The following is a 20,767-nucleotide window of genomic DNA, read 5'->3' as shown; positions in this document are numbered from 1 at the left end:
GGCTGGAGGCGTATCAGACCTTCAGCCCAAAGAAAAGCGGCGATCGGTTTCCCGACCGCCGCCTGGCTTTGTGAGCCTCTATCCGCGCAGCTGCGCGGTGCGCGGCAGGTCGGAAAGGATCTCCGCACCGTCGGCGCGCAGGATCACGATCTCTTCCAGCCGCAGGCCGAATTTTCCGGGCAGGTAGATACCGGGCTCGATGGAGAACACCATGCCTTCGTCCAGAACCGTCTCGGAGGTGGCGGTCATGTAGGGCGGCTCGTGAATGTCGATGCCGAGACCGTGGCCGGTGCGGTGGGTGAAGTATTCGCCATAACCTGCCTTGGTGATCACGTCGCGTGCGGCCCGGTCGATGGCCTTGGCTGAAACGCCCGGCTTCGCCGCATTCAGCGCTGCGGTGACCGCCCGCTCCACGATGGCATGGACCTTCTCAAACTCAGCATCGGGCTTTCCGTAGTAGCCCACCCGTGTCATGTCGGACGGATAACCGTCCAGCCGACCGCCGGTGTCGATCAGCACTGCATCGCCTTCCTTCAGCTTCGTGTCGCCGGTGTGATGATGCGGGAAGGCGCCATTTCCGGCAAAACACACGCTGGTGAACACCGGCACCGCACCCGCCGCCTTGTAGACGTCGCGGATGGCTGCCGCCACTTCCAGCTCGGTGACACCGGGTTTGAGCGCATCGAAACCGGCCATGGCGGCCTTGTCGTTGAGCACGGCGCTCGCCTTCAGGCGCTTGTACTCGTCTTCGTCCTTGCGGGCGCGCAGATGGCCGACCGTATCGTCGGTGAAACGGCGCTTTGCGCCCGGCAGCGCGTCGAGCAGAAGCAGCGCGAAATCGGCGCGCATCGTCTCGTCGATCACAACGCTCGGGGCCGCCGGCAGGTTCGATGCCTTGAGGAGCTCGGCGAGGGCTGCGTCCGGGCCGTCATCGTCGCGCCAGGGGAAGAAGGGCAGGTCGGTCTTCTGGCGCGAGCTGTCGACATTGAGTGCGGGCATGAGAAACCCGGCATGATCCTTCGAGACCAGCAGCATGACGGGGCGTTCGTCACCGTGCGGATCAAGGCCCGCCACATACATCATGTGGCTCGACGGGCCGATGGCGACGAGATCGGTGCCGGTTTCGCGCATGCGCTCGCGCAGGGCCTCAAGCCGCCGGTTGGAGGTGGTGGACATCGAAAAACTCCAGAAATGAGAGAGGCGCTATGGAAAGACAAAGAGGCCGCCACGACTGGCGGGGCGGCCTCGAAGGATACGGCTTTGATCAGTCTTTCGTGACGAGCCGGTAGTAGACGAAGTCGGAGGTGGCGCCGTTGACGTAGCCATTCACCTTCTTGTCCATCGCCACCTGATAGGCAGCCTGGAACATGATGACGATCGGCGACTTGGCCTGCACTTCCTTCTGCAGCTCGACATACATCGCGTTGCGCTTGTCAGCGTCGGATTCGGCCAGTGCCGCAGCGGTCTTGTCGTTCATTTCCGTCGGCACGGCCCAGGCGTTCCGCCATGTGGTGGTGGCCTGGTAGTTGTCGTCGGAATTGTCGCGGTTATAGGCGAAGGCCTTCGCGTTGGAGTGCGGGTCCATGAAATCCGGGCCCCAGTAAAGCAGCATCGCCTCGTGGCTGCGCTCACGGTACTTGGTGATGACCTGCGAGCCCGTGCCGGGGATGATGTCGAAATTGATGCCGGCTTCCGCGAAGCTCGCCTGCAGCGACTGCGCCATGTCCGTGAACGGCGTCGAGTTGATGACGTCGAGCGTCACGTTGATCGGTGTTTCCACACCGGCATCGGCGAGGATCTGCTTGGCCTTTTCCGGATCGTAGGTGTAGGGCGTCTCGTCATAGGAGCCGGGGAAGCCCTTCGGCCAGAAGGCCTGATGGATTTCCATCTGTCCCTTGAGGAAGCTTTCCGTCATGCCCTCATAGTTCACGAGGTAGCGCGCGGCCTCCCACACGGCTTCCGGCTGCAGCGCCTCGGTCTTCTGGTTGAAGGAGACGAAATGCACGGCCGCCTGCGGGTAGGTCTCGACCTTGATGTTGTCGGCACTAATGCCGTTGATCTGGTCCGGCGTCAGGTTGCGGGCCATGTCCACATCGCCCGACTGAAGCAGAAGCTGCTGGGTCGCTGCTTCCGCCACGTGGCGGATGATGACGTTCTCGACCTTCGGAGCACCCTTGAAGTAGTCGGCATTGGCGCCCATGCGCACCAGCTCGCCGGGGCGGTATGCGGTCAGCTTGAACGGGCCGGAACCGGCAGAGTTCGAATTGAGCCACTTGTTGCCCATGTCGCCGTTTTCTTCATGCTCCATCACCGTCTTTTCATCGACGATGGAAGCCGGGCGGGCGGCCAGCACGTTGAGCACGAAGGCCGGCGAGAAATCGCCCTCATATTTCACGACAACCTTGTTGCCGTCGACGGTGACCATCTGGTCCACATTATCCGCCGTCCAGCCGAGCTGGGCGAGAATGAACGCCGGGGTCAGGTTCAGCTTGATGACGCGGGCAAAGGAAAACGCCACGTCTTCCGCGCGCACCGGGTTGCCCGAATGGAAGGTCGCGCCGTCGCGCATGGTGAAGGTGATGGTCTTTGCTTCCGCATCGGCTTCCCACTCGGCTGCAAGGCCGGGAGCGAGCACCGTCGGGTCTTCGGCGTCATACTGCACGAGACGGTCATAGATGTTGGTGACCAGCTCGCCCGACGAAAACTCGTAGGCCTGTGCGGGATCGATGGCGACGATGTCATCGATGTTCTGCGCGACGACCAGCACATTGTCCGGCGTGGCAGCGAGCACATGCTGCGAAAGCGGCATGGTGAGGGCGGCGGCAAGGAGCGCCGTCTTGAAGAGCTTCATCTTGTTCTCCTCCTTTTCTGGATCAGGGATTGCTCTTGGTTTTTCTTGCGGGTTTGCCGGAGCTCTTGTCCGGCGAAACCAGTTCGATGCGGTTGCTCGCCTGGCCGCTGGCGCCGAACACGGTCAGCGTGCCGGTCCACAAGAGGCGGGCCGGCGTATCGGCGGTGTTCTTCCAGGCATGCGGGGTGTTGCCGCGATAATGCAGGCTGTCGCCGGCCTTCATCACCATTTCCTCGCCGTCGAGATACTGGGTGATGGTGCCTTCGAGAATGTAGATCAGCTCCTCGCCCTCATGGCTCACCGTCTCCGAAGAATAGCCGGGCGGCACTGTCAGCACGAAGGAGGATAGCTGGCTTCCGGGAAACTCGGTTCCCAGCCGCTCATAGATGATCGAGGAGCCGGCAATCGAAAACTGAGCGCGGTTTTCAGATCGTGTCAGCCCGTCTTCGGCGCGGGGCTGGGCGACGAAATAATCGAGCCCGACACCCAGCGCCCGGGCAATGCCGGCAAGCGAACCGAGCGTCGGCGTGGCGTTGTCGCGCTCCACCTGGCTCAGATAGCCGACGGAAAGGCCGGACGCCTCTCCCAGTTGCTGCAGAGTGAGACCGAGCTGCTTTCGGCGGGCGCGGATCAGCACACCAATTCTGGTGTCGACATCGGGTATGGCGCGGGCCGGCTGCGTGCTCAAAGATTTTTCCCCCACAAAAATTTTTTTGATGTAATCAGATTTTTTTGTATGATCCAAGCTCTTTTTTGAAGGTTTTGCAGGGCGCGGGGAGAGCTTCCTCGCCGCAAAATCGCATGAAATCAGAGTGTTGGCTTCCTGGTGGTGCGCGCGCCGGCTTGCAGGTCAGCCAGGGGAGAGGGGGCGCGTTTGGGGCATCCATCAACAAAATCAGCGGCCAGAGAGCGAAACAGCCATGGCGTTTGAACCATCCACCGGGGCTGCCGGAGCCCGCATGAGCATGCTGGCAGGACGAGCCTTCGAGAGCGCTGCGAGCGTTTTTCGTTTCGCCATCGTCGTCGCCGTCACATTTCTCGGCCTTCTGGCCATCACCTTCTTCATCGGTCGTGTCGTGCCGATCGATCCCGTGCTCTCGGTCGTCGGCGACCGGGCGACACAGGAGGTCTACGAGGCGGCACGTCAGGCCATGGGCCTCGACCGCCCGCTCATCGTGCAGTTCTTCGCCTATGTGGGTGATGTTCTGACAGGCGATCTCGGCATGTCGATCTCCACCGGCCGCCCGGTGGTCGACGATCTGGCGCGCGTCTTCCCCGCGACGCTGGAAATGGCCACCATCGGCATCATCATCGGTGTCGTGCTGGGCGTGCCCATGGGGGTTGTTGCCGCCACGCATCAGGGCAGCTGGATCGATCAGGTGATCCGCGTGCTCGGCCTGCTCGGCTATTCGGTGCCTGCCTTCTGGCTCGGCCTTGTGGGTCTGGCCGTCTTCTATGCCGGGCTTGGCTGGGTTGCCGGTCCGGGCCGCGTCGATATCTTCTATGACGGTCTGCTCGATCCCGTGACCGGGCTTTATCTCATCGACAGCGTGATCGCCGGCGAGTGGGACATTTTCTGGAATGCGCTCGACCATCTGATGCTGCCGGCGTCGATCCTCGGCTTCTTCTCGCTCGCCTATATCGCCCGCATGACGCGCTCCTTCATGCTCGACCAGCTCGGGCAGGAATATGTCACCACGGCGCGCGTGAAAGGCGTGTCCGAGCGCCGCGTCATCTGGCGGCATGCCTTCTATCCGATCCGCATCCAGCTCATCACCGTGATCGGCCTGTCCTACGCAGCGCTGCTGGAAGGCTCGGTGATGATCGAGACCGTGTTCTCTTGGCCGGGCATCGGCAACTATCTCACGACCGCGCTTCTGACCGCCGACATGAACGCCGTTCTCGGCGCGACGCTGGTGATTGGCGCTGTCTTCATCATGATCAACAAGATTTCCGATGTGCTTTACCGCATCCTCGACCCGAGGGCACGCCGATGATTGACTGGCTTCTCGACGATTCGCCCGCCTCGCGCCTGCAGGCCAATCTGGGCCGCGCATGGCGCGTCTGGACCGCACTGCTGCGTAATCCGCTCGCCGTTGTCGGCGCGCTGGTCGTGCTGGTGCTGGTCATCATGGCCATTTTCGCACCGCTGATAGCGCCTTATTCTCCGATCGGCCAGGATCTCGCCAACCGCCTCATGCCGCCATCCGCCGAACACTGGATGGGCACGGATGAGCTTGGTCGTGATATCTATTCGCGCGTCGTCTATGGCGCGCGCATCACGCTACTGATTGTCACCATGGTGGCCGTCATCGCCGCTCCCATCGGCCTCGTGGTCGGTGCGGTGTCGGGCTATTTCGGTGGCTGGGTCGACCGCGTCCTGATGGGTGTGACCGACATCTTCCTGTCGATGCCGAAGCTCATTCTGGCGCTTGCCTTCGTGGCAGCACTGGGGCCGGGCATCGAAAACGCCATCATCGCCATCGCCATCACCGCATGGCCGGTCTATGCGCGCATCGCCCGCGCCGAGACGATCACCTTCCGGGATTCGGAATTCATCTCGGCGGTCAGGCTGCAGGGCGCTTCGGCAACGCGCGTCATCCTGCGTCACGTGCTGCCGCTCTGTGCGTCCTCGACCATTGTGCGCGTGACGCTCGACATGGCGGGCATCATCCTCACCGCCGCCGGCCTCGGCTTCCTTGGCCTCGGCGCGCAGCCGCCTTTGCCTGAATGGGGCGCGATGATCTCGCGCGGGCGCAACTTCATCCTCGATCAGTGGTGGGTCGCCACCATGCCCGGCTTTGCGATCATTCTCGTCAGCCTCGGCTTCTGCTTCCTGGGCGATGGTCTGCGTGACGTGCTCGATCCCAAGCAGGGAGAAAAGCAATGAGCGGACCGCTGCTTGAAATCGAAAACCTGACCGTCACCTTCCCCACATCCCGCGGACCGGTCGACGTGGTGAAGGGCATTTCCTTCTCGCTCGGACGCGAGCGTCTGGGCATTGTCGGCGAATCCGGTTCCGGCAAGTCGATGACGGGCCGGTCCATCCTGCGGCTCATCCGCAAGCCGGGCCGCGTGGCGGCGGACCGGATGCGTTTCGACGGCATCGACCTTCTGGCCCAGAGCGAACGGCAGATGCGCGAGCTTCGCGGCGCGCGCATTTCCATGGTGATGCAGGACCCGAAGTTCTCGCTCAACCCGGTGATGACCATCGGCGAGCAGATCGGCGAGGCGCTCCTCACCCACAGGAAGCTGGCGCGCAGCGAACTGAAGGCGCGGGTGCTTTCCATGCTGGAAGCCGTGCGCATCAACGAACCGGAGCGGGTGGCGAACCTCTATCCGCACGAGGTTTCCGGCGGCATGGGCCAGCGCGTGATGATCGCCATGATGCTCATCCCCGAGCCCGACCTTCTGATCGCCGACGAGCCGACTTCGGCGCTCGACGTTTCGGTGCAGGCGCAGGTGCTCGACATCATCGACGATCTGGTCACCGGCAAGGGCATGGGGCTGATCCTCATCAGTCACGATCTGAACCTCGTCTCGCGCTATTGCGACCGCATCCTCGTCATGAACAGCGGCGAGATCGTCGAAACCTGCAAGGCAAGCGATCTCAACAAGGCGACGCACCCCTATACGAAGGGCCTACTTGCGGCCATGCCGCGCATGGACGAGGAGCGCGACGAACTGCCGGTGCTCGACCGCAGCACCTGGACCACGGGAGCGGGCACATGAAGAACGCCGCCATCCAACTCGAAAACCTGTCGATCAGCTATGGCAAGACGCCAGTAGTGTTCGACGTCGATTTCTCGGTGGCCGAGGGCGAGAGCTTCGCGCTGGTGGGCGAGTCGGGTTCCGGAAAATCCACCATCCTCAAGGCGATCAGCGGCCTTGCACCCGACTGGAGCGGTCGCATCTCCGTGCTCGGAAAGCCGCGCGGCCACAAACCTGACCGGGAATTCGCAAAAACCTGCCAGATGGTGTTTCAGGATCCTTACGGATCGTTGCATCCGCGCAAGACGGTGGATGACTGCCTGGCCGAGCCGCTTGCCGTGCATGGCATTGGCGGGCGCGACACGCGCGTGAAGGATATGCTCGATGCGGTCGGTCTCGACCAGCGTTTCCGCTTCCGCTTCCCGCACCAGCTTTCGGGCGGCCAGCGACAGCGCGTGGCGATTGCCCGCGCCTTGATGCTGGAGCCGCGCGTGATGCTGCTCGACGAGCCCACTTCGGCGCTCGACGTCTCGGTGCAGGCGGAAATCCTCAACCTGTTGAAGAAACTTCGCCGCGAGCAGGGGCTCACCTATCTGATGGTGACCCACAATCTGCCCGTGGTTTCCTTCCTTTGCGACCGGATGGCGGTCATGCGCCATGGCCGTGTTGTCGAGATCGCCACCGTCGACGCGCTAAAGTCGGGCCGGCTTGCCGATCCCTATTCGTGTGAACTCTATGCCGCAAGCGGCGGCACGCTCCAACCCGCATAACAGAGACTGACAATGACCGACTATACCGGCCCCGCTGGCCGAATTCGACCGTGCGCTTGCGCTTGCCACGACCCCGGATGCCCCTTTCGATGCGCTTCTGGAGCTGACGCGTGCCGTGGTCGGCACGAAGCTGTTCACCTTCATGACCGCCGACATGAAGACGGAAACGGCAAGCCGTTCCTACACCTCGCACCCGGAAGAATACCCCGTCTCCGGCACCAAGCCGATCCACTATGACCGCTGGTTCGAGACGGTGCACAAAAAGCGCGAGTGCTTCGTCGCCAACACGCTGGCCGATATCGACACCGTGTTCCCCGACGCCAGGCTCATCGGCGAGCTCGGCTGCGGCTCGGTCATCAACCTGCCGGTGGTGCTGGGCGACACGCTGGTCGGCACCGTCAACATGCTCGATGTCGAGCATCACTACACGCCCGAGCGTGTGGCGCTGGCGAAGGCCTGGCTCTCGGTGCCGGCAAAAGCGGCCTATCTTGCCAGCCGCCACCTGAAGGACGGATAATCCTACCTTCAGGATCAGATGCGCGCTTTTAGGGCCATAGGTATAGTGGCGCAGCACATGGCTCAGCCGGTCCGCGCGATAGGCCTCATCCGAAGCAGGCGCTGGCTTGGCCTGTCTTTCGCCTGCCGTTACCGGCAGCGCGCTGTCGATTGCACCGCGCACCGAAACAAGCAGGTTCTCGGCCTCCAGCGAGGCATCGCTGAAAACGAGCGCGGAGGCCGTGCGGGCACGTGCGGCGCGCCCCATCTCGGGTTATCGTGAGGTTGCGCCAGACCATTTCGTTGCCTATTCGGATGCAGACCATGACTGATATGCTCGTGCCTCTCTACAAGCTCCCGCCGGCCAGACCCGTGGCCGAGGGCATTGTCATTCGCCGCGCCATCGGGCCGGAAATGCATGTCGTGTGCGATTTCGCCGAGAAGCATTTCAGCCGCAACTGGGCCAGTGAATGCGCCGTGGCCATGGCGGCGCAGCCGACCAATGTTCTGGTCGCGGTGGAAGACGGCAGGCTGCTGGGCTTTGCCTGCTACGATGCCACGGCGAAGGGCTTCTTCGGCCCGACCGGCGTTGATGAGGCCGCGCGCGGGCGCGGCGTTGGTGCGGCGCTGCTCATGGCAACGCTCCAGGCAATGCGCGAGGCCGGTTATGCCTATGCGGTGATCGGAGCCGCCGGCCCGGTGGAGTTCTACAGGCGCCAGTGCGGTGCAATCGAGATACCCGGCTCCACGCCCGGCATCTATGAGGGCATGCTCGCTGATCGAGCCGGCGCGCTGGGGCTATGCCTCGCCCGAAAATCATTTATACGTGGCGCCCAAACGCATCCTTTGAACTGGTGGATGAAAATGTCGAACCGCGTTGCCTGGCACGAATTGTCAAAACTGTCCGATGAAGAGCGCAAGACGCTCTTGACGAGAACGGAAGACGATCTCACCCATTTCCTGGAGAATGTCGCGCCCATCATCGAGGCGGTGCGCAAGGAAGGCGACGTGGCGCTCTCTCGCTTCGCGCGCATGTTCGACAAGGCGCAGGTCGAGCCCGACGAGATCGCGGCAACGGAAGAGGATTTCGAGACAGCCTTCAGGACGCTCGAGCCGGAGATGATCGAGACGCTGGAGTTCTGCGCCGACAACATCCGCCGATTCCACGAGGCGCAGCGGCCGGAAGAGATGTGGATGAAGGAAATCCGCCCCGGCGTTCTCGTTGGCGAACGTACCACGCCCATCGACAGCGTTGCGCTCTATTCCCCGCGCGGCAAGGGCACCTTCCCCTCCATGACGCTCATGACCGCGATCCCGGCCGTGGTGGCCGGTGTGCCGATGCCCATTGTGCTCACCCCGCCCGGACCAGACGGCAAGGTGGATGCGGCCACGCTGGTTGCCGCGCGCATTGCCGGCGTGAAGCATGTCTACAAGGCCGGTGGCGGCCAGGCCGTTGCCGCCGCCGCATTCGGCACGGCAACGGTGCCCCGCTGCGCCAAGTTCGAGGGGCCGGGCAGCCCGTGGATCGCCGCCGCCAAGCGTCTGCTTCAGGGCCAGATCGCCTCGCGCCTGCCGGCGGGTCCCACCGAGAGCATCGTTCTGGCAGATGAGACTGCCGATCCGGAAATCGCCGCACTCGATCTCCTGGTCGAGGCCGAACACGGCAGCGACAGCTCCAACTTCCTCGTCACCTGGTCGCGGGAGGTTGCGGAAAAGGTGCGCGATGCGCTGCCGAGGTTCTGGGCCGAGATGAGCGCCGAGCGCGTGCGCTACTCCTCGGATGTGCTGGGCGGCACGAGCGGCGGCATCGTGCTCGCGGACACGCCGGAAGAGGCGTTCGCCTTCGTCAACGACTACGCGCCCGAGCATTTGCAGATCCTGTCGAAGGCACCTTTTGAGTATCTGTCGCGCGTGCGCAATGCGTCGGAAATCCTGCTTGGCGAATATGCGGCAGGTTCCATGGCCAATTACGCGATGGGGCCGAACGCCGTTCTGCCCACGTCGGGCATGGCGCGCGCGCATTCGCCGCTTGGCGTGCACGATTTCATGAAAGCCTCATCCATTGGTCACGTGACGGCTGAAGGCTACGCCGCGTTCGCTCCCCACACGCTGCGCTTCGCACGTTATGAAGGCTTCGACGCCCATGGCAATGCAGTGACGAAGCTCAGAAACAATCACGTGGAAAAGACGGATTAGTTCTGGTCATCCGGTAGGAAAAACCGGTTGTAAACAGTCTCGGCCCCATCATGGTTCTGATCTTCCACCAATTCAGGTGGGGCCAATCAGGAGGGCTCAATGCATTGCACGGACTGGCAACCATTTCGTTTCCGTCGAAACCCCGCATCCACGGGGGCTTGGCGCTGGATCGTGTGGGCCTGCCTGGTCATGTCCCTGCTTGGCGTGCAGCCCGCATTCGCTCAGGCCCCTGCAGAAGAGCCTGCGCGCCAGACTGAAGTCGGCATCTTTCTCAGCCCGCCCTTTGTCAGGGGAGAACCCGGTGCATATGAGGGAATGGCGATCGATCTCTGGGAGATGGTCTCCGCGAAATTGGGGCTGACCCATCGTTACACAGTCTACCCAACCCTGCGCCAGCTTGTGGCCGCAGTGGGCGCGGGAGAGGTCGAGGTTGCTGTCACCAATCTCACCATCACGCACCGGCGTGCGGAGACGGTCTCGTTCAGCCAACCCTGGTACGATGCCGGCATGCGCATCATGGTTCCCGATGAAGGGGCTTCCAGCTTTGGGAGTATCGTGTCGGGGCCTGCGCGATGCCGGTCATTTGCGGGCCTATGCATGGCTTGTTTTCGTGATCGTCCTGTCCACCATTGCACTCACGCTGTTTGACCGCCGTTTCGACAGGGATTTCCCGCGCCGCTGGCGAGAAGGCATTGCTGAGAGCTTCCATCAGGTGATGTCCATCGCGACCACGGGCAAGGCATCGCGAAAGAACCTGTTCGGGTGGGTGGGACGAATCTGGTCGGCTCTGTGGCTGGTCTGCGGTGTTGCGGTGGTTGCTTACATCACATCTTCGGTCACAAGCGTCATGACCGCTGTTTCCATCGAGCAGCAGATCAATTCGCTCGCAGATCTGACGGACAAGACAACAGGTGTTATTGCCGACAGCTCCGCGGAAGACTATCTCACCGAACTCGGTATCGCGACACGGCCCTACAAAGATCTCGACGCGGCGGTCGCAGCCATGAAAAATGGCCGAGTGGATGCCATTGTCGGCGATGCGCCGGTGCTGGAATACCATGCCTACCACAATCCGCACGACGAAATGACCGTTGTCGGAGCCCTCTTTCACCCCGATAAATACGGCTTCGCGTTCCCTCACGACAGCGAGCTTTTGCGGGAGGCAACCTTGAAGATCCTTGAGTTGCAGGAAAGTGGAGGATTGGAGGAATTGCGCCTCAAATATTTTGGCAGCGCGCCATAAAAGAGCTGGACTTCCCGCGCGCACCTGCGCGCGTTCAGGGATCGGGCAGGGCGCGGCACACCCAGCCACGAAAGCTGAAGGCCGCATAAAAAAGCTCCACATCGCCAAAGCCCGCTTCGGCAAGCAGGGCTTCGTCTTCTTCGGGTGGCAATGCCGGCAGACTTTTTCGCATGGCTTCAATCTGGGTCATCACCCGGTTCGAAGCTTCTCCCGAGGCCGCATGAAAGCGGGCACTGCGCCTTAGCCATCGTTCGCCGGCTGCCGTGTCGATGGAAAAGCTGTGATGCGCCACGACAAGGGGCGCGCCGGGTTTCAGCCGGCGACGCAGCGCCCGCATCGTGTCTAGCCGGGCTTCGCGCGGCAAAAAATGCAGGGTCAGAAAACAGGACGCGCCGTCAAAGCGCGCATCGGGCGCGTCCTCGATATAACCATGGTGAAAGGTCACCCGTTTCTGCAGATCGCCGAGCGTGGTGCGGGCCAGCGCCAGCATATCGGCGGAGGGGTCAACGCCGTCGAAGCGCCAACCGGGATGGGCGCGGGCAAGATTGCGTATCTCAAGCCCGCCGCCCGCACCCAGCACCAGAACGCGCCCGTTCTGCGGCACATGCTCTTCAAGAAGAATACCAGCCATGCGATGCATGTCGGCGAGGCCGGGTACCTGCTGCATCACGCGCTCTTCATATCCCGCGGCCGAGGTGGTGGCCGTCATTTGTGAAGGTGGCATGTCACGTCCTATCCGGGCCAGACCAGAGAACGGTGTACCTGTGCCCCGGCCATCGCTCCGTCCGCCACGGCTAGCGAAACGGAGTGGGGTACCACCGCCACATCACCACAGGCATAAACGCCGGGAACGGAGGTTTCCTTCGCCGCATTCGTTTCAATCTGCGTGCCAAGTGGCGTGTCATGAAGCGCGCAGCCGAGCGTTGTCGAGAGGCTGCCCGAAGGCTCGACCCGCGGTGCAACAAAGAGCCCGGAGAAGGAGAGCGCACGCCCATCCGCAAGTTGCACACCCGCTTCCCCCACAATGCGGACGATGTCGGCGGTTTCGATGCCGATCCCGCGCTGGTGGAGCCGGTCTCGTGTTTCGGGATCGAGTGTCGGCGCCCCATTGGGCATGAAGGTGACGTCGCCCCACTCGGTCAGAAGCTCGGCCTGATGGATGGACATTGCGCCACTGCCGATCACGCCGATACGTCCCTGGTTCAGCTCGTAGCCATGGCAATAGGGGCAGTGAAATATGCTTCGCCCCCAACGCTCCGCCATACCTTCGATGGCAGGCAGATGATCCCGCACGCCCGTAGCAAGGACAACGCGGCGGCCGGGATGGTGCGTGCCATCGGCACATTCGACGACGAAACGGTCGCGCTCACCGCTCGCTTTGACAGCGTTGCCGGTGATCACGCTGACGGTCGGATAAGCCTGCAACTGCCGTCTTGCGACCATGGCGATTGTTGCCGGATCGTCCCCATCGCGGCTCAGGAAACCGTGGGAATGGCTGGCAGCGCGGTTCCGTCTCTCGCCTCCATCGATGATCAACACCCTGCGCCTTGCTCGTGCAAGCTGCAGTGCCGCGGCCATCCCTGCATAGCTGCCACCAACAACGATAACGTCATGATCCATGGTTTAATCTTCCTGTTTGCATTGCTGCACGTGCCGGCGGGAAAAATCGGTTGCAAGGTCAGCAAGCGTGATTTCGGAAAACCTCTCCAGAAGCAGCGCTTCCGCCCTGAGAAATGTGTCGTCGAGTGCCGCATTGACCGTCTGTTCCACCAGGCATTCAGGCGTCTCGGTGCGATTTCCGATGGCAAAGATGGCGGGTTCGCCGAGTGCGGCATGCAGCTCGCGCAGGGTAACGGCCTCAAGGTCTACGACAATGCGCCACCCGCCGGCCGGTCCCCGGTCCGATGTAACGAACCCGGCCTCGCGCAACAGCCCCATGGTACGGCGCACGACCACCGGATTGGTGCGCAGACATCCGGCAAGCTGGTCGGATGTCATCGGCCCATCTTCTTCAGCCATGTGAAGAAGCGCATGCAGGACGGAGGAGAGGCGGCTGTCTCGTTTCATGTAACTTATGTAGTTACGATTCTAGGTGAGCGTCAAGCTCGGTAATAAAAATGTTGGGTTTGTTGATCGAGATTTGCCCGGCAGGCTCGGCGCGCGTATTTCAGGCGCTCAAGTCGCGCCCACGCATCCTTCACAGTTCCCGCGGATTTCAATCGTCGTCTTCGCCGCCTTGAAACCGTGCGAGCGTGTCCATCCGTCAAGCCTGTCCTTCACCACGTCGTCAGAGAACTCTTCCACCTTGCCGCAGTTTTCGCAAATGGCGAAGGCGATCAATTCCTGCTCGTGGCAGTGAGGGTGTGCGCAGGCAACGAATGCGTTGAGGCTTTCAAGCCGGTGCACCAGCCCCATCTCCGTCAGCTTGTCGAGCGCGCGGTAAACCTGCAGCGGCGCGCGCAGCCCGTCATCGCGCAGCCGGTCAAGGATCGTATAGGCGCTGAGCGGCGCCGCAGCGCCAGAAAGAGTCTTCATCACCAGCGCCTGGTTGCGTGTCAGATCGGCACTCATGGTCGTGTCTCCGTGGAAGGCGCTTCGCGTTTGGCCACGGGTGAGGGCGCAAGGCTCAGCAAAAAGAGAACAAGCGCTGCCACCACGATGGACGGTCCCGAAGGTGTATCGAATTGCAGCGACGCCGTTAGCCCGCCGACAACCGACAATGCACCCAGCAGAGCCGCAAGAACGGCCATTATCTCCGGACCGCTGGCAAAGCGCCGCGCGGCGGCCGCCGGGATGATCAGGAGAGCGGTGATGAGCAGAATGCCCACCAGCTTCATGGCAATGGCGATCACGGCCGCCATCAACAGCATGAAAACGAGACGCGAGCGTTCGGGCCGCAGGCCTTCTGCCTGCGCGATGTCTGGGTTGACGGTAGCCGCCAGAAGGGGGCGCCAGAGCCAGATGAGCAGGGCCGTCACCATTGCTCCGCCGGCATAAATGATCGCAATGTCCGTTTTCGAGACGGCAAGGATGTCGCCGAACAGGAAGCCCATGAGGTCCACCCGCACCCAGGTCATGAAGGCGACCATGACAAGGCCGAGTGCAAGGGTGGAATGGGACAGGATGCCGAGCAGCGCGTCGGTGGAAAGCGCCCGCCGCCGCTCCAGAAAGATGAGCGCCAGCGAGGCGAGCGCCGCCACCAGAAACACACCCACCATCAGGTTGATTTCCATCACCAGTGAGAGCGCCACGCCCAGAAGTGCGGAATGGGCCATCGTGTCGCCGAAATAGGCCATGCGCCGCCACACGACGAAACAGCCAAGCGGCCCCGTCACAAGGGCAAGGCCGATACCGGCGACAAGCGCGCGGATGAAGAAATCGTCAAGCATCGCCGCCCCTCCTTGCCGGCTCTTCGCCCGCATGGTCATGATGGTGGTGGCCGTCATCCCGGTGGCAATGCTCGGTGATCGTTCCGTCGGCATGGCGCACACGGCCGTCGGCCAGATGCGTGTGGTCATGATGGTGGCGATAGAGCGCCAGCGCCTCGGCGGCGCGCGTGCCGAAAAGTTGTCTGTATTCGGGGCTCTTCATCACGCTTTGCGGCTCGCCGCGGCAACACACATGGCCGTTCAGGCAGATCACCGTATCGGTGTCGGCCATCACGATGTGGAGGTCGTGCGAAATCATCAATATGCCGCAGCCGGTGCGATCCCTTATGTCGCGGATCAGTTCGTAGAGCGCGACCTCGCCGGTGAAATCCACGCCCTGAACCGGCTCGTCAAGCACCAGGAGGTCCGGCTTGCGCAGCATGGCGCGTGCCAGAAGCGCGCGCTGAAACTCGCCGCCGGAAAGGTCTGCCACCTGCCGCTCCGCCAGGTGTGCCACACCGGCAGCATCCATGGCCGCGGCAATCTCGCTGCGTCCCGCCCTGCCGGTCAGCGTCATCAACCGTTCCACGCTGAGCGGAAGCGTCCAGTCGAGCGCCACTTTCTGCGGCACATATCCCACCTTCAGGCTGCCGGCGCGGTGTACGTGCCCTTCGCTCGGTTTCAGGATGCCGATGGCCGTCCTGGCCGTCGTGCTCTTGCCAGATCCGTTGGGTCCAATCAGCGTGACGATCTCGCCTCGCCGCACCGAAAGATCCACGTTGCGCACCAGCCAGCGCCCACCGCGGCTTACGCCGACATTGTGCATTTCCACCAGCATGTCACTGGAGGCCTGGGGGGATGGTTTCGTTTTTTCAAGCATGTGAATTTTTCCGACTTGCCAGCGGATATGGCACACGTTATAGCGTAACGCAAGGATACGTTATGTCATAACATATTCTGGAGCCGAATGTGTTGTGTCTGCGTGATCTTCTGTTCACTTGAAGCCCATTGGAGCAAGCCATGAAACCGTTTCGCCTCTTTCTTGCCGCCGCATCCTCCCTCGCGCTGCTGGCATCGGGCGGTCTGGTCGGCGCCAACGCGGCGGATCGACAGGTGGTGGCTTCCATCAAGCCGGTTCACTCACTGGTGGCGGGGGTGATGGAAGGTGTCGGCGAGCCCCAGCTCATTCTGGAGGGTGCCGGCTCTCCGCACACCTATTCCATGCGCCCCTCCCAGGCGCGCATGCTGGCCGGTGCCGATGTCGTTTTCTGGGTCGGTCCCAACATGGAGGTGTTCCTCACAAAGCCTCTGGAGACACTCGCCGGCGAAGCCAGGCTGGTAACCCTCTCAAAGGCCGAAGGCATCACTCTGCTCGAAATGCGAGAGGGGGGCGCGTTCGAAGCGCACTCACATGGTGACGAAGCAGACCATGAGGACCATGAGGCGCATGGCGATCACGCAGATGAGCATGATCACGCTGAGGGGCACGACCATGAAGGACACGACCATGAAGGACACGATCATGAGGGGCACGACCGTCACGACCATGGCCCCGATGCGCATATCTGGCTTGACCCGGATAACGCGAAGTCAATCGTCGATGCCATCGCCGGGACGCTGAGCGAAGCCGATGCCGAGAATGCTTCGATTTACGCAGCCAATGCGGAGAAACTCAACGAACGCATTGATGCACTGAAAGCGGAAATCGCTGCTGACATGGAGGCGGTGAAGGATCGCCCGTTCATCGTTTTTCACGACGGTTACCAGTATTTTGAAAAGCGCTTCGGCCTTTCGGCTGCCGGTTCCATCACCGTGAGCCCGGAGGTCATCCCCGGCGCACAGCGCATCGATGAAATCCACACAAAGGTTGGCGAGCTGGACGCGGCCTGCGTCTTCGCCGAACCCCAGTTCGAGCCCCGCCTTGTGGAGGTTGTCACCGAGGGCACCAGCGCGAAGTCCGGCGTTCTCGATCCACTGGGAGCAGAGATCACGGACGGTCCGGAACTCTACTTCGATCTGATGCGTGGCATGGCGGCATCCTTCAGGGAATGCCTGACCAGATAGCGTGCGAAAGCCGGGCCGGGTGCAGCAGGCGCTTTGCGGCGCCTGCGGCCCCGAACCGGCGCGCGTTCAGCGGCGGGCGGCCGGGGCAGGGCGTCGGCCCGCCATTCCTTCCGGATCCGGGCAAGGGGTCTTCCAGTCCATCCGGGCCAACGGTCACCTCAAATTCACTCACATGCGTGGGAAAACCGTTCAAGCCATGTTCTTGATTGTGATGTTATAACAAATAGGAGAAAAGCAATGCCATCCTTTCACCGGCTCGTAGCGAGCAGCGCGCTTGCCCTCGGCACGGCGCTCACCACCATCCAGCCCGCACAGGCCGACGATCACGAAGCCTGGCGGCTGTTCATCGCCGATCACACCGCGCCTGTCCTGCGTGCACTTGATGCCAAAAATGGCGCGGCGCTCGAAACCTTCCCGCTCAAGGCCCCCGCCCGCATATACGCGACCGAAAGCAATGAGACCGTCTTCGCCGTCCAGCGCGACGCAAACACGGTCACGGCCTTCTCCACCGGCATCCATTTCGACGATCACGGAGACCACGCCGATATCGAAGTCACCCAACCCAGGGCGCTTGAAGGCTCGGTGGATGGCGAGCGCCCGGTTCATTTCGTCGCGCATCACGGCGAGATCGCCCTTTTCTTTGATGGTGAGGGCGTCGCGCGACTCGTGTCGGAGAAGTCGGTGTCCGGGGGCAAGCCAGAGATCCGCGAAGTCAAAACCTCCGCGCCGCACCACGGCGTGGTGATCCCCTATGGCGCCCATGCCATCGCCACCGTGCCCAACAGCAAGGACCCGAGCGAATTGCCCGAAGGTGTTCAGGTGGTGGATGCAAAGGGCGCTGCCGTCGGCGATGTCGCTGCCTGTCCCGGACTGCACGGCGAGGCGACGTCGGGCAACATCACGGCAATCGCCTGCGACACGGGGCTGCTTCTCGTAACGGGCGGCCGCAGCGCCGCCCCGGAGATCCGCCACCTCGCCTATACGGATGGACTGCCCGACGAGCACAAGGTCTCCACCCTCGCCGGCGGCAAGGCTCTGCAGTATTTCCTCGGAAATTTCGGCAAGTCGAACCTCGTTCTGATCGACCCGGAAGATGAAGACGCCTTCCGTCTGATCGAGCTCCCGGTGCGCGCCGTTCATTTCGTGGTGGATCCGGTGCGGCCCAAATTCGCCTATGTCTTCACCGAGGACGGCAAGCTCAACCGCATCAATGTCCTGTCAGGAAAGATCGACCAGTCGCTTGAGCTGACGGAACCCTATTCCATGGACGGGCACTGGTCCGATCCGCGCCCGCGCATTGCCGTCACGCATGACGAGATCATGGTCACCGATCCGCTCAAGAGCGTTGTCCGTGCCGTCGATGCCGAGAGTTTCGAGAAGGCCCGCGACATCGCGGTGGAGGGCATGCCCTACAACATTGTCGCCGTCGGCGGTTCCGGCGAGAGCCACGAAAACCACTGATCGAAAATCATTGAAAAGACAAAGCCCCGCTGTTTCCGGCGGGGCTTTTCACTGTCATGCTACGCTTGGATCAGTGGCGGGAAAGCCAGTCATCGATATCGCGCTCGGCCTCGTCCTCGGCCTTGCCATAGCGTTCCTGCAGCTTGCCGGCGAGTTCTTTCCGGTTGCCGCGAACAACATCCAGATCATCGTCGGTGAGCTTGCCCCACTGCTGCTGGACCTTGCCCTTGAACTGTTCCCAATTGCCTTCGATCTGATTCCAATTCATGTCGGTTTCCTTCCGCATCTGAAAGAAGTGCACTCCGGTTGAAGTCATCGGCCTAGGTGGGTCGATAATGCACGAGGCCCGATGTGGTTCCCGCCTTGTTTCCGCCATATGCCGATTTGAACGAAGGGTTCCCTGCGCCTAGATTGAGGGGAAAGGAAATTCCATGGAAAGCCAGCCCGCGCCTTTCGTGCCCCCGGCCCCCGCGCCCGCGCACCAGCCCGCCATCCACCTTCGAGATGATGCGCATCGTCTATCGCAACCCGCTCGAACTGTGGGGCGAGCCCTCCTACAACGAACCGTGGATTTCCATCGACAACACGATCGGCGGCCCGCTCGTCATCGCCAATGATCCGGGCCTCATTCGCCATGTCCTCGTCGACAACGCGAAGAACTACAAGATGGCCCGCGTGCGCCAGAAGATCCTGCGTCCCATCCTGCGCGATGGGCTGCTCACGGCGGAGGGCGGGGTCTGGCGCCGTTCGCGCAAGGCCATGGCGCCGGTCTTCACGCCACGCCACATTGCCGGCTTCGCCAGGCCGATGCTTGAGCGCACGCAGGCCTTCGTCACGCGATACGAAAACGTGAACCAACCGGTCGATGTCTCGCGTGACATGACGCTCCTCACCTTCGACATTCTCGCCGAAACGCTCTTTTCCGGAGAGATCGCCGGCGAGCCCGGCAGCTTCGCGCATCAGGTGGATCGCCTGTTCGAGACCATGGGCCGTGTCGACCCGCTCGATCTTCTGGGCGCGCCCGACTGGCTGCCCCGCATCACGCGCCTTCTGGGCCGCAATTCGCTAAAATTCTTCCGCGACATCGTTGCCGAGACCATGGCCATGCGGCGTCAGAAGATGGCGACAGGCCACGACGTGCCGGAAGATTTCCTCACGCTCCTCCTGCGCGCCGAGGGGCCGGAAGGTCTCACCCGTGCGGAGATCGAGGACAACATCATCACCTTCATCGGTGCCGGCCACGAGACCACGGCGCGCGCACTCGGCTGGACCATCTATTGCCTCGCCTCGGCCCCGTGGGAACGTGAAAAGATCGAGGCCGAGATCGACGCGGTGCTTGCCCGCGAGCCCGATCCGGTCAAATGGCTCGACGCCATGCCCTTCACCCGCGCCGCCTTCGAGGAGGCGATGCGGCTCTACCCACCCGCACCCTCCATCAACCGCGAGGCGCTCGCGGAAGATCGCTACCGCGATTTCACCATCGTCAAGGGCGCGCAGGTGCTGGTCATGCCGTGGACGGTCCATCGCCACCGGCTGTTATGGGGAGAGCCGGATGCCTTCATGCCCGCCCGTTTCCACCCTGAGAACCGCGAAAAGCTCGACCGCTATCAATATCTGCCCTTCGGCGCCGGCCCGCGCGTGTGCATCGGCGCCAGTTTCGCCATGCAGGAGGCCGTCATCGCGCTCGCCATCCTCCTCTCCCGCTTCCGCTTCGAAACGCTGCCCGAGACGAAGCCCTGGCCGGTGCAAAAGCTCACCACCCAGCCCCAGGGCGGCCTGCCCATGCGCGTGTCGCGCCGCTGACACCGTATCAGGATAAGCATCACCACCAGAGCCGCTTTCTGCCCACCCCCAAAGACCTTCGTCATCCTCGGGCCCGACCCGAGGATCCATGCCGGAACACCGGGGATAAACCGCAGCCCTGCAAGGCGACACGCAATTTTTCTCCCGCGCACCCCGTCACCCCCGCAACGGCATGGATCCTATGGTCAAGCCATAGGATGACGACGCCAATGCAGCGCGTTTCCCATTCACTATTCACCATTTACCATTCACTCCTTTTCCCCCACCCCCATAACCTCCGCTACACTCGCCCCATCACCCCTGTCGGGAACCGGGTCCGGAGCCGGGGATCAGGAGGGGCGACGGCAGCCTCCCCCTCGGGTTCGGTGACCCGAGGCCTGTGAGGGCCCGCAAAAGGCCGGCGGCCGGCATCATGTCGGTTGCGGAAAAGCCGCTAGGGCAAAGTTTGCCCGAGTGACCGGTCGGCAGTCGGGACAGCGGCCGGCGGGGCGCGCTTTTCGCGCCACTTACTTCACAACAGAGAGGCACGAAAAACGCGCCCCGTTTCCCGAACGATCCAGACCCCGGCGGCAAACCCCGCGCGGCAACGATGGAGCCTGCCCAAAATGTATCGCTGCTCAGCAAATTGCTCACCAACTTCAAACGCCCCTTCTCCCCGCGAGCGGGGAGAAGGTGAGGATGAGGGGCGAGCGCCGTGAGTGGCCGGGATACCGACAGAGGTGGAAAAGCTCACAAGGCCCCGCCAGCCCCTCATCCCCCTGCCGGGACCTTCTCCCCGCCCGCGGGGAGAAGGAGATCGTCATCC

Annotated in this window: 21 protein-coding genes and 2 pseudogenes; 13 read left to right on the top strand and 10 right to left on the bottom strand. The window is 62.5% G+C overall.

Annotated features, from left to right (window positions below):
* Positions 1-78: 78 nt before the first annotated feature.
* The 3 genes from AB2N04_RS19350 to AB2N04_RS19340 all read right to left on the bottom strand — a co-directional run bounded on the left by AB2N04_RS19350 (position 79) and on the right by AB2N04_RS19340 (position 3,539).
* Positions 79-1,176 (bottom strand): M24 family metallopeptidase, encoded by a 1,098-nt coding sequence (locus AB2N04_RS19350; RefSeq protein WP_367716383.1) that lies wholly within the window; start codon positions 1,174-1,176, stop codon positions 79-81.
* An 88-nt stretch (positions 1,177-1,264) separates the two neighbouring features.
* Positions 1,265-2,851: an ABC transporter substrate-binding protein gene (locus AB2N04_RS19345; RefSeq protein ID WP_367716381.1), complete on the bottom strand. Its 1,587-nt coding sequence runs from the start codon at positions 2,849-2,851 to the stop codon at positions 1,265-1,267.
* Between the two features lie 22 nt (positions 2,852-2,873).
* Positions 2,874-3,539, bottom strand: a complete 666-nt coding sequence (locus AB2N04_RS19340; protein ID WP_367716379.1) for a helix-turn-helix domain-containing protein — start codon at positions 3,537-3,539, stop codon at positions 2,874-2,876.
* 232 nt (positions 3,540-3,771) lie between these two features.
* On the opposite strand from AB2N04_RS19340, the gene AB2N04_RS19335 reads away from it, so the two are divergent.
* The 10 genes and pseudogenes from AB2N04_RS19335 (at position 3,772) to AB2N04_RS19290 (ending at position 11,266) form a co-directional block, all read left to right on the top strand.
* Positions 3,772-4,848: an ABC transporter permease gene (locus AB2N04_RS19335; RefSeq protein WP_367716377.1), complete on the top strand. Its 1,077-nt coding sequence runs from the start codon at positions 3,772-3,774 to the stop codon at positions 4,846-4,848.
* Positions 4,845-5,741, top strand: coding sequence for an ABC transporter permease (locus AB2N04_RS19330; protein ID WP_367716375.1), 897 nt, complete (start codon positions 4,845-4,847; stop codon positions 5,739-5,741). The genes AB2N04_RS19335 and AB2N04_RS19330 overlap by 4 nt, the downstream gene beginning before the upstream one ends.
* A complete protein-coding gene (locus tag AB2N04_RS19325) occupies positions 5,738-6,583 on the top strand; it encodes an ABC transporter ATP-binding protein (RefSeq protein WP_367716373.1) in 846 nt (281 codons plus the stop codon). Before AB2N04_RS19330 ends, AB2N04_RS19325 begins: the two co-directional genes overlap by 4 nt.
* Entirely contained in the window at positions 6,580-7,332 is a 753-nt protein-coding gene (locus AB2N04_RS19320) for an ABC transporter ATP-binding protein (RefSeq protein ID WP_367716372.1), read from the top strand. The genes AB2N04_RS19325 and AB2N04_RS19320 overlap by 4 nt, the downstream gene beginning before the upstream one ends.
* A gap of 115 nt (positions 7,333-7,447) precedes the next feature.
* Positions 7,448-7,849: a GAF domain-containing protein gene (locus AB2N04_RS19315; RefSeq protein WP_367716370.1), complete on the top strand. Its 402-nt coding sequence runs from the start codon at positions 7,448-7,450 to the stop codon at positions 7,847-7,849.
* Between the two features lie 106 nt (positions 7,850-7,955).
* Positions 7,956-8,159, top strand: a complete 204-nt coding sequence (locus AB2N04_RS19310; protein ID WP_367716368.1) for a hypothetical protein — start codon at positions 7,956-7,958, stop codon at positions 8,157-8,159.
* Positions 8,143-8,541: pseudogene (locus tag AB2N04_RS19305) on the top strand (GNAT family N-acetyltransferase); the annotation flags it as partial. The gene AB2N04_RS19310 and the pseudogene AB2N04_RS19305, both read left to right, overlap by 17 nt.
* A 150-nt stretch (positions 8,542-8,691) precedes the next feature.
* Positions 8,692-10,023 carry a histidinol dehydrogenase gene (gene hisD, locus AB2N04_RS19300; protein WP_367718864.1) on the top strand — a complete coding sequence of 444 codons (1,332 nt, stop codon included), beginning with the start codon at positions 8,692-8,694 and terminating at the stop codon, positions 10,021-10,023.
* Between the two features lie 99 nt (positions 10,024-10,122).
* Complete coding sequence (locus AB2N04_RS19295) at positions 10,123-10,671, top strand: transporter substrate-binding domain-containing protein (RefSeq protein ID WP_367716366.1); 549 nt, start codon at positions 10,123-10,125, stop codon at positions 10,669-10,671.
* Positions 10,634-11,266 (top strand): transporter substrate-binding domain-containing protein, encoded by a 633-nt coding sequence (locus AB2N04_RS19290; RefSeq protein ID WP_367716364.1) that lies wholly within the window; start codon positions 10,634-10,636, stop codon positions 11,264-11,266. Before AB2N04_RS19295 ends, AB2N04_RS19290 begins: the two co-directional genes overlap by 38 nt.
* A 34-nt stretch (positions 11,267-11,300) precedes the next feature.
* Here AB2N04_RS19290 and AB2N04_RS19285 read toward each other — a convergent pair whose 3' ends face one another.
* From AB2N04_RS19285 to AB2N04_RS19260, 6 genes are all read right to left on the bottom strand, one after another.
* Entirely contained in the window at positions 11,301-11,990 is a 690-nt protein-coding gene (locus AB2N04_RS19285) for a class I SAM-dependent methyltransferase (RefSeq protein WP_367716362.1), read from the bottom strand.
* A gap of 8 nt (positions 11,991-11,998) precedes the next feature.
* Positions 11,999-12,886 carry an NAD(P)/FAD-dependent oxidoreductase gene (locus tag AB2N04_RS19280; RefSeq protein WP_367716360.1) on the bottom strand — a complete coding sequence of 296 codons (888 nt, stop codon included), beginning with the start codon at positions 12,884-12,886 and terminating at the stop codon, positions 11,999-12,001.
* 3 nt (positions 12,887-12,889) lie between these two features.
* Positions 12,890-13,333: an Rrf2 family transcriptional regulator gene (locus AB2N04_RS19275; protein ID WP_367716358.1), complete on the bottom strand. Its 444-nt coding sequence runs from the start codon at positions 13,331-13,333 to the stop codon at positions 12,890-12,892.
* A gap of 108 nt (positions 13,334-13,441) precedes the next feature.
* Positions 13,442-13,837: a Fur family transcriptional regulator gene (locus AB2N04_RS19270; protein ID WP_367716356.1), complete on the bottom strand. Its 396-nt coding sequence runs from the start codon at positions 13,835-13,837 to the stop codon at positions 13,442-13,444.
* Positions 13,834-14,655, bottom strand: a complete 822-nt coding sequence (gene znuB / locus AB2N04_RS19265) for a zinc ABC transporter permease subunit ZnuB (protein WP_367716354.1) — start codon at positions 14,653-14,655, stop codon at positions 13,834-13,836. Before znuB ends, AB2N04_RS19270 begins: the two co-directional genes overlap by 4 nt.
* Positions 14,648-15,514, bottom strand: a complete 867-nt coding sequence (locus AB2N04_RS19260; RefSeq protein ID WP_367716352.1) for an ATP-binding cassette domain-containing protein — start codon at positions 15,512-15,514, stop codon at positions 14,648-14,650. Before AB2N04_RS19260 ends, znuB begins: the two co-directional genes overlap by 8 nt.
* A 140-nt stretch (positions 15,515-15,654) precedes the next feature.
* Between AB2N04_RS19260 and znuA the strand changes: the two genes are divergently transcribed.
* Both znuA and aztD read left to right on the top strand, forming a co-directional pair.
* Positions 15,655-16,698: a zinc ABC transporter substrate-binding protein ZnuA gene (gene znuA / locus AB2N04_RS19255; RefSeq protein ID WP_367716350.1), complete on the top strand. Its 1,044-nt coding sequence runs from the start codon at positions 15,655-15,657 to the stop codon at positions 16,696-16,698.
* A 237-nt stretch (positions 16,699-16,935) separates the two neighbouring features.
* Positions 16,936-18,159, top strand: a complete 1,224-nt coding sequence (gene aztD, locus AB2N04_RS19250) for a zinc metallochaperone AztD (protein WP_367716348.1) — start codon at positions 16,936-16,938, stop codon at positions 18,157-18,159.
* A gap of 70 nt (positions 18,160-18,229) precedes the next feature.
* Here aztD and AB2N04_RS19245 read toward each other — a convergent pair whose 3' ends face one another.
* The gene (locus AB2N04_RS19245) at positions 18,230-18,427 is read right to left on the bottom strand and encodes a CsbD family protein (RefSeq protein WP_367716347.1); all 198 of its coding nucleotides are present in this window, start codon (positions 18,425-18,427) and stop codon (positions 18,230-18,232) included.
* A 163-nt stretch (positions 18,428-18,590) separates the two neighbouring features.
* Between AB2N04_RS19245 and AB2N04_RS19240 the strand changes: the two are divergent.
* A pseudogene (locus AB2N04_RS19240) lies at positions 18,591-19,962 on the top strand (cytochrome P450).
* Positions 19,963-20,767: the final 805 nt, after the last annotated feature.

It is taken from the genome of Nitratireductor sp. GISD-1A_MAKvit (assembly GCF_040819555.1).
Taxonomy (GTDB): domain Bacteria; phylum Pseudomonadota; class Alphaproteobacteria; order Rhizobiales; family Rhizobiaceae; genus Nitratireductor.
Note: the sequence above shows the minus strand (reverse complement) of the source record. Positions and strands in the feature narration are given on the sequence as shown.

Bases quoted from the DNA above. Each gene is read 5' to 3' on its own strand.
- AB2N04_RS19350 (WP_367716383.1), bottom strand. From the start codon at position 1,176: ATGTCCACCACCTCCAACCGGCGGCTTGAGGCCCTGCGCGAGCGCATG.
- AB2N04_RS19345 (WP_367716381.1), bottom strand. From the start codon at position 2,851: ATGAAGCTCTTCAAGACGGCGCTCCTTGCCGCCGCCCTCACCATGCCG.
- AB2N04_RS19335 (WP_367716377.1), top strand. From the start codon at position 3,772: ATGGCGTTTGAACCATCCACCGGGGCTGCCGGAGCCCGCATGAGCATG.
- AB2N04_RS19330 (WP_367716375.1), top strand. From the start codon at position 4,845: ATGATTGACTGGCTTCTCGACGATTCGCCCGCCTCGCGCCTGCAGGCC.
- AB2N04_RS19325 (WP_367716373.1), top strand. From the start codon at position 5,738: ATGAGCGGACCGCTGCTTGAAATCGAAAACCTGACCGTCACCTTCCCC.
- AB2N04_RS19320 (WP_367716372.1), top strand. From the start codon at position 6,580: ATGAAGAACGCCGCCATCCAACTCGAAAACCTGTCGATCAGCTATGGC.
- hisD (WP_367718864.1), top strand. From the start codon at position 8,692: ATGTCGAACCGCGTTGCCTGGCACGAATTGTCAAAACTGTCCGATGAA.
- AB2N04_RS19295 (WP_367716366.1), top strand. From the start codon at position 10,123: ATGCATTGCACGGACTGGCAACCATTTCGTTTCCGTCGAAACCCCGCA.
- AB2N04_RS19285 (WP_367716362.1), bottom strand. From the start codon at position 11,990: ATGCCACCTTCACAAATGACGGCCACCACCTCGGCCGCGGGATATGAA.
- AB2N04_RS19280 (WP_367716360.1), bottom strand. From the start codon at position 12,886: ATGGATCATGACGTTATCGTTGTTGGTGGCAGCTATGCAGGGATGGCC.
- AB2N04_RS19275 (WP_367716358.1), bottom strand. From the start codon at position 13,333: ATGAAACGAGACAGCCGCCTCTCCTCCGTCCTGCATGCGCTTCTTCAC.
- AB2N04_RS19270 (WP_367716356.1), bottom strand. From the start codon at position 13,837: ATGAGTGCCGATCTGACACGCAACCAGGCGCTGGTGATGAAGACTCTT.
- znuB (WP_367716354.1), bottom strand. From the start codon at position 14,655: ATGCTTGACGATTTCTTCATCCGCGCGCTTGTCGCCGGTATCGGCCTT.
- AB2N04_RS19260 (WP_367716352.1), bottom strand. From the start codon at position 15,514: ATGCTTGAAAAAACGAAACCATCCCCCCAGGCCTCCAGTGACATGCTG.
- znuA (WP_367716350.1), top strand. From the start codon at position 15,655: ATGAAACCGTTTCGCCTCTTTCTTGCCGCCGCATCCTCCCTCGCGCTG.
- aztD (WP_367716348.1), top strand. From the start codon at position 16,936: ATGCCATCCTTTCACCGGCTCGTAGCGAGCAGCGCGCTTGCCCTCGGC.
- AB2N04_RS19245 (WP_367716347.1), bottom strand. From the start codon at position 18,427: ATGAATTGGAATCAGATCGAAGGCAATTGGGAACAGTTCAAGGGCAAG.